This window comes from Marinobacter sp. EhC06, from assembly GCF_001650915.1.
Taxonomy (GTDB): Bacteria; Pseudomonadota; Gammaproteobacteria; order Pseudomonadales; family Oleiphilaceae; genus Marinobacter.
In genome coordinates this window covers 22,419-34,789 of the sequence record NZ_LXYO01000002.1, presented here as the reverse complement: position 1 = coordinate 34,789, position 12,371 = coordinate 22,419, and the positions used below count along the sequence as shown (strand labels likewise).

Below are 12,371 nucleotides of genomic sequence, written 5' to 3'. Positions count from 1 at the left end.
ATGCCGAAATCAGATGCCATTGAAATGGAGGGCGTTATTATCGACACCCTTCCAAACACCATGTTCCGCGTTGAGCTCAGCAACGGTCATGTTGTGACAGCTCACATCTCCGGCAAGATGCGCAAGAACTACATCCGCATCCTGACAGGTGACAAGGTCAAGGTTGAGCTGACTCCCTACGACCTGAGCAAGGGCCGAATCGTATACCGCGCCCGTTGATGCTCCCGTGACATCTGAAAAAGCCCCTTCGGGGGCTTTTTTCGTTAGGGCGTAAAAAAAACCGCTGCCGGTTACCCGGACAGCGGTTTTTCCTTGTTGAAGTATGTCAGACAGCCTCTGCAGGCTCGTCCTCGTACTCGAATACCAGCTCGTCATCACGAAGGTGGATGAAGACATCCCCGCCCTTCTCTGACAAACGCCCGAACAGGATCTGCTCGGCCAGCGGCCGCTTGATCTTGTCCTGGATCAGGCGCGACATCGGGCGGGCACCCATTGTGACATCGTAGCCCTTCTCGGCCAGCCAGGCCTTCGCTTCGTCGTCCACATGCAGAACCACATGCTTCTCGTCCAGCTGCGCCTGCAGCTCGGTGAGGAACTTGTCCACCACGTGTGTGATGGTGTCGATCTGCAGGTCACCGAACTGGATGATACCGTCCAGACGGTTGCGGAATTCCGGCGTGAAGGTCTTGCTGATGATTTCCATGCCGTCCGTGCTGTGGTCCTGCTCGCTGAAGCCAATGGAGCGACGGGCCATACTTTCGGCGCCGGCGTTGGTGGTCATTACCAGGATCACGTGGCGGAAATCCGCCTTGCGACCGTTGTTGTCAGTCAGCGTGCCATGGTCCATGACCTGCAGCAGCAGATTAAACACTTCCGGATGGGCTTTCTCGATTTCATCAAGCAGGAGCACACAGTGCGGGTGCTTGTTGACCGATTCCGTCAACAGGCCGCCCTGATCGTAGCCGACGTAGCCCGGAGGCGCACCGATCAGCCGCGACACAGTGTGGCGTTCCATGTACTCGGACATGTCAAACCGTACGAGCTCGATGCCCAGCACCTTTGCCAACTGCTTGGTAACCTCGGTTTTACCAACACCGGTCGGCCCTGCAAACAGGAAGGCACCCTCAGGCTTCTCGGGAGACTTCAGTCCGGCACGGGCCAGCTTGATGGCAGTGGACAGCGATTCGATGGCCGGATCCTGACCAAACACGGTCATCTTGAGGTCCCGCTCCAGATTGCGCAGCAGATCCTTGTCGCTGGTAGAGACGTTCTTCGGCGGAATGCGGGCAATATTCGCAACCACATCCTCGATCTCGGTGACGTCTACCGTCTTCTTGCGCTTACCCTCAGGCTGAAGCCTTTGACGGGCACCCGCTTCATCAATAACGTCAATGGCCTTGTCTGGCAGATGACGGTCTGTAATGTAGCGGTCGGACAGCTCTGCAGCTACCCGAAGGGCCTTGTCGGTGTACTTGAGATCGTGGTGCTTCTCAAAGCTGGGCTTAAGGCCCTTGAGGATCTGATAGGTATCCTCAACGCTCGGCTCGTTCACATCAATTTTCTGGAAACGGCGAGCCAGGGCGCTGTCCTTTTCAAAGATTCCCCGGAACTCCTGGAACGTGGTTGAACCGATGCACCGGATCTCTCCGGAGCTGAGCATGGGCTTCAACAGGTTCGAGGCGTCCATCACGCCACCGGAAGCGGAGCCCGCCCCAATGATGGTGTGAATTTCGTCGATGAACAGAATCGCGTGGTTCTCTTTCTTGAGCTCGGCAAGCAGCCCTTTCAGACGCTTCTCGAAGTCGCCCCGATACTTGGTTCCGGCGAGCAGAGCCCCCAGATCCAGCGAGTAGACTACGGCATCCGAGATGATGTCAGGAACCTGGCCATCGACAATGCGCTTGGCAAGGCCTTCCGCTATCGCAGTCTTGCCGACGCCAGCCTCACCCACCAGCAGGGGGTTGTTCTTGCGGCGGCGCACCAGAATCTGGACGACCCGCTCCACCTCGTGCTCACGACCAATCAGCGGATCAATCCGGCCCTGACGGGCCTGTTCATTCAGATTGGTGGCATAGCTTTCCAGCGGCTTGGACTGACCGCCTTCCTCGCCAGCCTCATCATGGGATGCCTGGTCGTGGCTCTCCTGGTCTTCCGCACCCTGGACGCGAGAAATGCCGTGGGACACAAAGTTCACCACATCAATGCGGGCAATGCTCTGTTTCTTGAGCACGTAGACCGCCTGGCTTTCCTGTTCGCTGAAAATGGCTACCAGCACGTTGGCACCGGTCACCTCTTTCTTGCCCGAGGACTGCACGTGGAAAACCGCCCGTTGCAATACGCGCTGGAACCCCAGTGTGGGCTGTGTCTCCCGCTCACTATCACTGCTGGGAATCAATGGCGTGGTTGAATCCACGAATTCGACGAGCTCTTCCTGAAGCCGCTTGAGGTCTGCGCCACAAGCTTTCAGAACGCCCACTGCCGATTCATTATCCAGTAGGGCCAGCAACAGATGCTCCACGGTCATGAACTCATGACGCTTGTCCCGGGCACTCTTGAAGGCCGTATTCAGCGTAATTTCTAGATCTTTGCTCAGCATGGGCCACCCCAACGTCTTTCAGTCCGCACGTTCAATCTCGCAAAGGAGCGGATGTTCGCATTCCGAGGAATACTGGTTCACCTGTGCCGCCTTTGTTTCCGCGATGTCCCGGGTATATACCCCGCATACAGCTTTTCCCTGTGTATGGACGAGCAGCATCACCTGCGTCGCCTTTTCCTCGTTCATTCCGAAGAACTTCATCAACACATCCACAACAAAATCCATGGGCGTGTAATCATCGTTCAGAAGCACCACTCGATATCGCGCCGGACGCTTGAGAGCAGGCTTCTCGGGAGCAACGCTGAGGTCATCCTGTCGCCCCGGTTGTTCGTCCTCCCCCTGATTAAATACTAGTAGAGAATTTTCGATAGTCCGCATCATTCCTTACCGGTTTATCGGTGCTCCTGTTAAATGTGGATGTCCGCCCCCGGGTTTTCAAGCGGGGCATGAGATATTTATCAATACGAACATGATACCGCTTCCAGACTGCGTTCAACCACACATTCCCGGCATAGAAACTATTGACTCATCGCCATGATTGGTCGAAAGTTAAGTTGCATTGTAAAATAATGTAAATCCATGCAAGGATTGTGTAACAGGATTCGGACCGGCTGTGCGACGGCACCGATAGGCAAACAAAGAATCAACAATAATAGAGACAGCAAAAGAACAGGGGAGTTCATCATGCCAAGAGGCAAGGTCAAGTGGTTCAACAATGCCAAAGGGTACGGATTCATCATCGAGGATGGCTGCAGTGACGACCTGTTTGCGCACTTCTCTTCGGTGCAGATGGACGGCTACAAGACCTTAAAAGCCGGCCAGGCCGTAACCTTCGACAAAAAGCCCAGCGACAAGGGCATTCACGCAGTCAACATCGTCCCTGACGAACTGCCCGCCAGCAAGGGACAAACTGGCGCCAGCAGCGACTCTGCCGGGCAATCAGGGCAGCAGGAGTCAGGCCGGGACGGCTATCCGCCCCGTGCAGTAAACGCCTGATCGACTGTTACAATAAAGTAATCGCACCCACCGGTGGCCGCTGGTGGGCCCTCCTTTTTTTGTCCTTTAATCCCACTCCCTCTTGATCGACGTCAACGTTGCTTTGCCAGCGCCCCGCTTTGCAGTACCCTGCCTTCACCAAAGACATCAGAATTCCGGGAACCTATCAGCGCATGGCTGAACTCGTGCTTTTCAACAAACCCTTCCAGGTTTTGAGCCAGTTTACCGACGATGGCGCCTCCGGCGGTGAGTCACCGAGAGCCACCCTGGCGGACTACCTGCGGATTCCGGGCATCTACCCGGCCGGTCGCCTCGACTATGATTCCGAGGGCCTGCTTCTTCTTACCTCTGAAGGCTCACTGCAACACCGGATTGCATCCCCTTCGCTCAAGATGCCTAAGACATACTGGGTTCAGGTGGAAGGCGACATTACGGAAGAGGCGTTGAAACACCTGGCGGCCGGAGTTCAAATGAAAGATGGTCTGACCCGGCCGGCTAAAGCCGCCAGAATACCCGCCCCTTCAGTCTGGCCCAGGGTGCCGCCGGTGCGCCATCGCGATACAGTTCCCACCAGTTGGATTGAGCTGACCATCACCGAAGGTAAGAATCGGCAGGTTCGACGAATGACTGCCGCCGTGGGTTTTCCCACGTTGCGACTGATCCGATACCGGATTGGCGACTGGACCCTCGACGGACTAAAGTCCGGGGGCCATCGGATTGTTACTGTCAATCTTCCAGCGCCAGCACAATCACCCCGCCGACGCAGTGGCGCCGGCGACCGACCCAGGAGAAACCGGAAACCATGACCTGGACACCCCACGCTACCGTGGCCGTCATTGTTGAGGATGAAGCCGACCGCTACCTGATGGTTGAAGAAGTCAGCGGCGGAGAGGTTGTTTTCAACCAGCCTGCAGGCCATGTGGAGGAAGACGAAGCCATTCTGGATGCCGTTCGGCGGGAAACCCTTGAGGAGACTGGCTGGGACATAGAGCCCTTGCATTTTCTGGGCATCTACACCTACAAGGCGCCGGCCAACGGAGTTACCTACTACCGGTTCTGTTATGCGGCCCGGGCCCGCACCCGCCTTACCGATCAGCTGGACGATGGCATCATTGCCGCCCACTGGCTGACCCTTGATGAAATTCGCGCGCTGGGCGATAAACTGCGCAGCCCGCTCGTGCTCCAGTGCATAGAAGATTACCGAAACGGCCGGCTATACCCGCTGGACGTGGTGGTGGATGCGCAGACGGCGCCTCCGGAAAGATGATAAACTTCCGGTTTTTTAGCCGGTAACAAAGCTGTCATGACCATCGCATCCGAAGCGCACTCTTCAACCAGCAATGCCAACACCCGCGTGATAGTCGGTATGTCCGGCGGCGTGGACTCGTCCGTGGCCGCCTGGCTGCTAAAGGATCAGGGCTACCAGGTTGAAGGCCTGTTCATGAAGAACTGGGATGAGGACGACGGTACCGAATACTGCACCGCCATGACGGACCTGGCCGACGCCCAGGCCGTGGCCGACGCCATCGGCATCAAACTGCACACCGCCAGCTTCGCGGCCGAATACTGGGACAGGGTATTTGAGCACTTCCTCTCCGAGTACCAGGCCGGGCGGACACCCAACCCCGACATCCTGTGTAACAAGGAAGTGAAATTCCGGGCTTTCCTGGACTATGCCGTTACTCTCGGAGCAGACTATATCGCCACCGGCCACTATGCCCGTCAGCGACCGATTGCCGACGCCCCGGGCAAGGCCCAGCTCCTTAAGGGCCTCGATCCCAACAAGGATCAGAGCTATTTCCTGCATGCCGTCTCTGGCGATCGCATCGCGCGGACCCTGTTCCCGGTAGGCGAGCTGGAGAAACCCGAGGTGCGTCGTATTGCCGAGCAGCAGGGTTTTGTCACCCATGATAAAAAGGACTCCACCGGCATCTGCTTCATTGGCGAGCGCAAGTTCAAGGATTTCCTGAAGCAATACCTTCCGGCCCAGCCCGGCGACATCGAAACACCCGATGGCCAGAAAATTGGCCGGCACCAGGGCCTGATGTATCACACCATTGGCCAGCGTCAGGGTCTGGGCATAGGCGGCCTCAGTGAATTCGGGGACGAGCCCTGGTATGTGGCGGAAAAAGATCTCACTCGCAATGTCCTGATTGCAGTCCAGGGCAAGCATCACCCCCTGCTCTTTTCCCGGGGCCTGGTATCGGGACCGATTGACTGGGTCGCTGGCGAACCACCTGCAGAGACGTTCCGGTGCAAGGCCAAAACCCGCTACCGACAGCCGGACCAGGATTGCGAGGTTGTCGTGATCGAAGGCGGCGTTCGGGTAGACTTTGACGACGCACAACGCGCCGTCACTCCTGGACAATCTGTTGTTTTCTACGATGGCGATGTGTGTCTCGGCGGCGGCGTCATTGAAGAGACTTGGCGAGACGGGGAATCCTTGCCCGCCCGCCTGGCCGGAACCCGGCCCCAGGAAGAGACCGCATGAGCCGCTCCCTCAAGGATCAGACCCTGGCGCTGGCCGGGGTTTTTCAGGCCGCCAACCTGGTGCAGCAGATTGCCCACGACGGCCAGTGCAACGAAGCCAGCCTGGAAACCTCCATCCGCTCGCTGTTCGCCACCAATCCGGAGAACACCCTGGACGTCTACGGCGGCGAACTGCGGGATATCCGCGAAGGCCTTGTCACCCTCTCCTCGGTGCTCAGCCAGCAATCCCGGCAGCAGGACATCGAAGTCCTGCGCTATGCTCTCAACCTGATCCAGCTCGAATCCAAACTGAATCGCCGCTCTGACATGCTGGATGTGATCGGCAGCCGTATTGATCAGGCCAGGCATACCGCCAGCCACTTCGGGTATATCCATCCCAATCTGATCAGTAATCTGGCATCGGTCTATGCAGACACCATCAGCACCTTTCGACTGCGAATCCAGGTGAGCGGCAACCCCTCGGTGCTGCAACGGGAGGAGAATGCGGCAAAAGTGCGTGCCCTGCTGCTCGCGGGCATTCGTTCCGCCGTGCTCTGGCGTCAGACCGGCGGCCGCCGCTGGCAGCTGATCTTTGCCCGAAAAAAGGTCATCCGGCTCGCCGGCGAGCTTGCCGAGGAAGCCAATCGCTCCCTGTACCACTGACGGCGCTGATTCAGTGCCTCCGGTGGTGTATGATATGCACCCCTTATTTTCTTTTGATCCGAATCTTTGATGACTTGAGAGGTTTTCGATGGAACTCACCGCCCTGACCGCCATTTCCCCGGTCGATGGACGCTATGGCAGCAAGGTCAGCGTCTTCCGTGAAATTTTCAGTGAATATGGCCTGATCAGGAACCGGGTAACCGTCGAGATCCGCTGGTTGCAGAAGCTGGCCGCTCATCCCGGGGTAACTGAGGTACCCGAGTTCTCCGCCGAAGCCAACACAGCTCTGGACAGCCTGGTCAGTGAGTTCAGCCTTGAAGACGCCGAGCGCATCAAGGACATCGAACGCACCACCAATCACGATGTAAAAGCGGTCGAGTACTTCATCAAGGAAAAAATTGCCGGCGTTCCGGAGCTGCACGCCGTCACGGAATTCGTTCACTTTGCCTGCACCTCCGAAGACATCAACAACCTGTCCCATGGCCTGATGCTGCGGGAAGGCCTGGACCACGGCCTGCTGCCAACCATGGACCGCGTTGTCGACAAGCTGGCGCAGCTGGCTCACGACCACGCCGAACAGCCCATGCTTTCGCGAACACACGGCCAGACAGCCTCTCCCACGACCGTTGGCAAAGAGCTGGCGAACGTGGTTCACCGTCTGCGTCGCCAGGTAAAACAGATCCGTGAAACCGAGCTGTTGGGCAAGATCAACGGCGCCGTGGGGAACTACAACGCGCATTTGTCTGCCTACCCGGAAATCGACTGGGCCCTGAATGCCCGGGAGTTCATCGAGAGCCTCGGCCTCGACTGGAACCCGTACACCACCCAGATCGAACCACACGATTACATCGCCGAACTGTACGATGCCGTCGCCCGCTTCAACACAATCCTGATTGACCTGGATCGTGACGTCTGGGGCTATATTTCTCTCGGCTACTTCAAGCAGAAAACAGTGGAAGGCGAAGTGGGTTCCTCAACCATGCCCCACAAGGTCAACCCCATTGATTTCGAGAACTCCGAGGGCAACCTGGGCATCGCCAATGCGCTGTTCAGCCACCTCTCCGCCAAGCTGCCTATTTCGCGCTGGCAGCGGGATCTGACTGACTCCACCGTACTGCGCAATCTGGGCGTTGGCTTTGCCCACAGCCTGATCGCCTATGAAGCCACACTGAAGGGCCTCGGCAAACTGGAAATCAACCCGGCTCGCCTGGATGAAGACCTGGACCATGCCTGGGAAGTGCTTGCCGAACCGATTCAGACCGTGATGCGCCGTTACAACATTGAAAAGCCCTATGAAAAGCTCAAGGCTTTGACCCGCGGCAAGGCAATGACGCCGGAAGTGATCAAGAATTTCGTGGAGAGCCTCGACATTCCGGAGCAGGCCAAGGCCGAACTGATGGCCCTGACGCCTGGCCGCTACATCGGTAACGCAGTCGATCAGGCACAAAACATCTGAAACTGGGAGTACACCCATGGACATGCTTGGCGGACTGACACCTTCTGAATTTCTGCGGGACTACTGGCAGAAAAAGCCGCTGGTTATCCGCCAGGCATTTCCCGACTTCCATTGCCCGGTCAGCGCCGATGAACTTGCGGGCCTGGCCTGTGAAGAGGGCGTGGAGTCCCGGATTGTGATCGAAAATGACGATGGCAAGCCCTGGCAGCTCCACAACGGCCCCTTTTCGCCGGACCGGTTCAGCAGCCTGCCCGAACAGGACTGGACGCTGCTGGTACAGGGGCTGGACCACTGGGTGCCCGATATTGCCGATCTTCTGGAACACTTCCGCTTCATTCCCAATTGGCGCCTGGATGACATCATGGCCAGCTTTGCGCCGAAAGGCGGCAGCGTCGGCCCCCACTACGACCAGTACGATGTGTTCCTGCTCCAGGCCCAGGGTCACCGCAGGTGGACGTTTGGCGGGCATTGCGACCACACCTCGCCCCGGGTGGAAGGCACCCCTCTGAGGATTCTGAGCAGTTGGGACGGCGAGGAAACCGTTACCCTGGCACCCGGTGACATGCTGTACCTGCCGCCGGGCATTGGCCACCACGGCGTGGCCGAGGACGACTGTATCACCCTGTCGGTTGGGTTCCGGGCGCCGACTATGGACGATATCCTTACCGGCTTTACCGACTTCCTGTGCAGTCAATCCGACGCTGCGGACCACCTGAACGATCCGGACCTGAAGGTCCAGGACAATCCCGGAACGATTCAACCCGATGTGGTCGACCGCCTGGAGAGTGTCATCCGGGAAAAGCTCGGGGACCGCCGGCAACTGGCGCTCTGGTTTGGCCAGTTTTCAACAGCGCCCAAGAGCATGGACATTGTTGTTCCCGCCGAGGAGCCTGCATCCCCCGAGGATGTTGCCGAAGCGATTCATGCGGGCGAACAGTTGCGCTGGAACGAGGGTTCCCGTTTCGCTTACTACGACTTTCCCAGTGAAACCGCCCTGTTTGTCGATGGCGAGCAGTTCCTGCTCAAGGGCGACGCCCGGCCTGTCGCCCCGTTACTCTGTTCTGCTGCCCGCGTTGACATGGCTGCCCTGGCCCGATTTACCGAAGATGAAGCGTTGCTGGGGCTTCTGACCACGCTCTACAATCAGGGCTCTGTTTACTTCGGATAGGCATTATGAGCATTCGGTTTCGCAAATACAGCTGGCAACTGGCTCCGGCATCCATCCGGGATATCCGCCAGCAGGTGTTTATTGAGGAACAGAAAGTCCCGCCGGAGCTGGAGTGGGATGAAACCGATGAAATTGCCGATCATTACCTGGCAGTGCTCCCGGACAACACCCCCGCCGGCGTCGCCCGCCTGTTTTCAACCCTCGAAGAAACCGGCCATATCGGTCGCATGGCGATATTGCCCCAGTACCGTGGACACGGCATCGGGGAAGCACTGCTGAGGCACCTGATCGCAGAATCCGCCGACCGGTTTTCCGAGCTCAGGCTGTCTGCCCAGGACCATGCCATTCCCTTCTACCAGCGTTCAGGCTTCCATGTCTGTTCGGGCGTTTATGACGACGCCGGCATTCCCCACTTTGACATGCGCTGCCTGGCACCGGATCTTGCCGCCGAGAGTCTCGGGACCAAGGACCAGCCGATGATTCTGGGCAGCGACACGGATTCATGGCTGTTTGACACCGAGGCCAGACTTCTGGGCCTGATGGATTCAGTGGTTGGCCAGGCCGGCCAGCGTATCTGGCTGTACGACCGCCTGCTCGAACATGACCTCTATGACCGGCATCGTTTCCGGGAGCTGATCTCTGCCCTCGCGCGCCGGCACCGGCTCAGCGAGGTCAGGCTGCTCATCCATGACGACAAGCCGCTGGTGAAACGTCGCCACACCCTGGTCGAGCTTATGCGTCGGCTGCCGAGCCGCATGGAACTTCGACTGGTCAACGAGGACTATCCGGTTGAGGACCAGCCATTCATTCTCGCGGATCGTGAGGGCGTGGTTTACCGGCATGACTTCTACAAGCCAGAAGGTTTCGCCAAGTTCTCGGACGGTGGCCGGGTAAAACTGCTGTCTGAGAATTTCCAGCGCATGTGGGATGCAGCTCGCCCTTCCCTGGAACTCAGGGAACTACCGCTCTGAGTGATGGGCCTGGGGCGCGTCCGGCGCTTCGAATCTGGCCCCGAACGGAGCAAATTCGGTATCTACCTCGGTAGCCACCTCAGCAATCAGTTTGCGCAGCCATTGATGATCTGCGTTGTGCTGCAACAGCGGGCTCCAGGCCATCTTCAGTTCAAACGGCGGAATCTCGAACGGCGGCACTTTCACCACCAGGTTCGGATTGTCTTTCTGCAGCCAGGCCGCCCGGGATGGCAAGGTGGCAATCAGATCGTGCTGCTCGGCCAACAGCATGGCCACCTGGTAGTGGCGGGTGAATACGGAAATCTGGCGCTTGCGGCCCATTCTCGAAAGTGCCTCGTCTACCCAGCCCAGGCGCTGAACATCCTTGGGGTTCACACCGACGCCAACGCCAAACCCGGTCTTGCTGACCCAGATATGGCTGGCGTCCAGATAGGTATCCAGGGTGAAGGGCTCTTTCAGTACCGGATTCCGGGCGTTCATCAGGCAGGCAAAGTACTCGGTCCAGAGGGTCTTCTGGTGAAAAGACTGCGGAATCTTGTCGAACCGGTTGATGGCCATGTCGAGCCGCCCCTGCTCCACATCCAGAAAGCTGACATCACTGGGAGTGAGTACGTCCAGGGTAACGTGGGGTGCCTCCTGGCGGATCCGTCTGAGAACCCGGGGCATCAGGCAGGATTCGGCATAATCACTGGCCATGATCCGGAACACGCGCTGGCTTTCCAGGGCAGAAAACGGTGTCTTGTCCTGCACGGCCTGTTCTATGTCCGACAGGATTCCCCGTACCAGTGGTTGCAGTTCCCGCGCGCGCTCCGTAGCCGTCATCCCCTCACTGGTTCGCACCAGCAGCGGATCACTGAACAGGTCCCGCAACCGCTTCAGACCATTGCTCATCGCAGGCTGGGTAATACCCAGGTGGTTGGCGGCCTTGGTAACATTCCGCTCGCGCAACAACACATCCAGGTAGACGAGCAGATTCAGATCAACACGGGAAATATCCACAAAAACTCCGGAACGCCAGAAAAACGGGAAAAGCCAAGCTCATTCACAAAAACAATATACATGATACCGAAGATTCACGTAATCAATCAGCAACACGAACTTTCACATTTGAAAACGGATCTGGAGCGGGATTTCTGCTAGTCTTTCGGATACTTGCTGAATAATATCGGTATTTTGAGGCCGGTTTATAGACCCGCCATCATTTGATCCTGAAGCCGGAGTCGTTACTGACAAAATGGATACCACTACGATCGTCCTTCTACTGGCGGCCATCGTTACCGTCTCGATTGTCATTATTGTGCTCAGCCAGATGCGAGAGCGCGCCCGTATTGAACGGGCACGCAAGATTACGGCCCAGGAAGACGCCTACAACAGGGCCAATCGGCTACTGACCGAGATTCCCGGCCAATATCTGACGGCCGATCTGAAACTGCTCTTGATCAAACGCATGGAAGAAGCCTGTGCGGAGCTTGCCGGCCTGAAGTCCAACCTGCCGGTCAAAGAGTGGCAGAACTCCGCCGCCGAACTGAAAACCCAGATCATCGAAAAGCGTGACACCACCACTCCGGTCAAGATTGATTCCGCCGAAAAATCCAATTACGTCAAGGAATTGCTTCAGAATCTGTTCAAGATGATCGAAGCCATGCACAAGAGCGGCCGGATTGATGCCGCCACCGCCAAGAAAAACCTGAAATATGTACTCTTCCTGGTCCACAAGACCCACGCAGACCTGCATGTGTTTCAGGCCCGGGACTACGTGCGCCAGAACCAGTTTCGGAAGGCCATCCACGCCTATCATCTTGCCAGTACCGAAATGGGCAAATCCCGCGACAATCCTCTCGCAATGAAAGCGGTCAAGAGTTTCCGTACCCGCATAAAGGAACTTGAGGCACTGAGTGCAGAGGGCAAGGAGAGTCCGCAGGGAGAATCCAAACTGGATCGAGAGTGGGATACCTTCCTCCACGACGACGAGTGGAAGAAAAAGGCCGATTACGACGACTGAAGGCACAGAACGGGTCGCCATTGCAGGCCCGCCAACAGGGACAGTGCAAA

Annotated in this window: 13 protein-coding genes; 10 read left to right on the top strand and 3 right to left on the bottom strand. The window is 57.6% G+C overall.

What is annotated here, in order from left to right:
- Positions 1-219: a translation initiation factor IF-1 gene (infA, locus tag A8B84_RS02550; protein WP_008169200.1), complete on the top strand. Its 219-nt coding sequence runs from the start codon at positions 1-3 to the stop codon at positions 217-219.
- Between the two features lie 106 nt (positions 220-325).
- On the opposite strand, the gene clpA is transcribed toward infA, so the two are convergent.
- Together clpA and clpS are read right to left on the bottom strand one after the other, a co-directional pair.
- Positions 326-2,596 carry an ATP-dependent Clp protease ATP-binding subunit ClpA gene (gene clpA / locus A8B84_RS02545; RefSeq protein WP_064230178.1) on the bottom strand — a complete coding sequence of 757 codons (2,271 nt, stop codon included), beginning with the start codon at positions 2,594-2,596 and terminating at the stop codon, positions 326-328.
- 18 nt (positions 2,597-2,614) lie between these two features.
- The gene (gene clpS, locus A8B84_RS02540; protein WP_008169202.1) at positions 2,615-2,974 is read right to left on the bottom strand and encodes an ATP-dependent Clp protease adapter ClpS; all 360 of its coding nucleotides are present in this window, start codon (positions 2,972-2,974) and stop codon (positions 2,615-2,617) included.
- Positions 2,975-3,280: 306 nt separating this feature from the next.
- Here clpS and A8B84_RS22030 point away from each other — a divergent pair, with 306 nt between their 5' ends.
- The 8 genes from A8B84_RS22030 (at position 3,281) to A8B84_RS21955 (ending at position 10,319) form a co-directional block, all read left to right on the top strand.
- Positions 3,281-3,592, top strand: coding sequence for a cold shock domain-containing protein (locus tag A8B84_RS22030; protein WP_064230179.1), 312 nt, complete (start codon positions 3,281-3,283; stop codon positions 3,590-3,592).
- A gap of 173 nt (positions 3,593-3,765) precedes the next feature.
- Entirely contained in the window at positions 3,766-4,398 is a 633-nt protein-coding gene (locus A8B84_RS02530) for a pseudouridine synthase (protein WP_064230180.1), read from the top strand.
- Positions 4,395-4,859, top strand: a complete 465-nt coding sequence (locus A8B84_RS02525) for an NUDIX hydrolase (RefSeq protein ID WP_064230181.1) — start codon at positions 4,395-4,397, stop codon at positions 4,857-4,859. Before A8B84_RS02530 ends, A8B84_RS02525 begins: the two co-directional genes overlap by 4 nt.
- 36 nt (positions 4,860-4,895) lie before the next feature.
- Entirely contained in the window at positions 4,896-6,083 is a 1,188-nt protein-coding gene (mnmA, locus tag A8B84_RS02520; RefSeq protein ID WP_064230182.1) for a tRNA 2-thiouridine(34) synthase MnmA, read from the top strand.
- Positions 6,080-6,724 carry a high frequency lysogenization protein HflD gene (gene hflD, locus A8B84_RS02515; RefSeq protein ID WP_064230183.1) on the top strand — a complete coding sequence of 215 codons (645 nt, stop codon included), beginning with the start codon at positions 6,080-6,082 and terminating at the stop codon, positions 6,722-6,724. Before mnmA ends, hflD begins: the two co-directional genes overlap by 4 nt.
- Before the next feature lie 88 nt (positions 6,725-6,812).
- On the top strand, positions 6,813-8,180 hold the full coding sequence (gene purB, locus A8B84_RS02510) for an adenylosuccinate lyase (protein WP_064230184.1): 1,368 nt from the start codon (positions 6,813-6,815) through the stop codon (positions 8,178-8,180).
- Between the two features lie 16 nt (positions 8,181-8,196).
- Positions 8,197-9,348 (top strand): cupin domain-containing protein, encoded by a 1,152-nt coding sequence (locus A8B84_RS02505; protein ID WP_064230185.1) that lies wholly within the window; start codon positions 8,197-8,199, stop codon positions 9,346-9,348.
- Positions 9,349-9,353: 5 nt separating this feature from the next.
- On the top strand, positions 9,354-10,319 hold the full coding sequence (locus tag A8B84_RS21955; RefSeq protein WP_064230186.1) for a GNAT family N-acetyltransferase: 966 nt from the start codon (positions 9,354-9,356) through the stop codon (positions 10,317-10,319).
- Here A8B84_RS21955 and A8B84_RS02495 read toward each other — a convergent pair.
- Positions 10,308-11,318, bottom strand: coding sequence for a LysR family transcriptional regulator (locus tag A8B84_RS02495; protein WP_039882066.1), 1,011 nt, complete (start codon positions 11,316-11,318; stop codon positions 10,308-10,310). The two genes, A8B84_RS21955 and A8B84_RS02495, sit on opposite strands and share 12 nt — an antisense overlap.
- Before the next feature lie 235 nt (positions 11,319-11,553).
- On the opposite strand from A8B84_RS02495, the gene A8B84_RS02490 reads away from it, so the two are divergent.
- Positions 11,554-12,321 (top strand): hypothetical protein, encoded by a 768-nt coding sequence (locus A8B84_RS02490; RefSeq protein WP_064230187.1) that lies wholly within the window; start codon positions 11,554-11,556, stop codon positions 12,319-12,321.
- Positions 12,322-12,371 lie beyond the last annotated feature (50 nt).

Excerpts from the sequence above, each read along its gene's own strand:
- infA (WP_008169200.1), top strand. The coding sequence starts at position 1 with ATGCCGAAATCAGATGCCATTGAAATGGAGGGCGTTATTATCGACACC.
- clpA (WP_064230178.1), bottom strand. The coding sequence starts at position 2,596 with ATGCTGAGCAAAGATCTAGAAATTACGCTGAATACGGCCTTCAAGAGT.
- clpS (WP_008169202.1), bottom strand. The coding sequence starts at position 2,974 with ATGCGGACTATCGAAAATTCTCTACTAGTATTTAATCAGGGGGAGGAC.
- A8B84_RS22030 (WP_064230179.1), top strand. The coding sequence starts at position 3,281 with ATGCCAAGAGGCAAGGTCAAGTGGTTCAACAATGCCAAAGGGTACGGA.
- A8B84_RS02530 (WP_064230180.1), top strand. The coding sequence starts at position 3,766 with ATGGCTGAACTCGTGCTTTTCAACAAACCCTTCCAGGTTTTGAGCCAG.
- A8B84_RS02525 (WP_064230181.1), top strand. The coding sequence starts at position 4,395 with ATGACCTGGACACCCCACGCTACCGTGGCCGTCATTGTTGAGGATGAA.
- mnmA (WP_064230182.1), top strand. The coding sequence starts at position 4,896 with ATGACCATCGCATCCGAAGCGCACTCTTCAACCAGCAATGCCAACACC.
- hflD (WP_064230183.1), top strand. The coding sequence starts at position 6,080 with ATGAGCCGCTCCCTCAAGGATCAGACCCTGGCGCTGGCCGGGGTTTTT.
- purB (WP_064230184.1), top strand. The coding sequence starts at position 6,813 with ATGGAACTCACCGCCCTGACCGCCATTTCCCCGGTCGATGGACGCTAT.
- A8B84_RS02505 (WP_064230185.1), top strand. The coding sequence starts at position 8,197 with ATGGACATGCTTGGCGGACTGACACCTTCTGAATTTCTGCGGGACTAC.
- A8B84_RS21955 (WP_064230186.1), top strand. The coding sequence starts at position 9,354 with ATGAGCATTCGGTTTCGCAAATACAGCTGGCAACTGGCTCCGGCATCC.
- A8B84_RS02490 (WP_064230187.1), top strand. The coding sequence starts at position 11,554 with ATGGATACCACTACGATCGTCCTTCTACTGGCGGCCATCGTTACCGTC.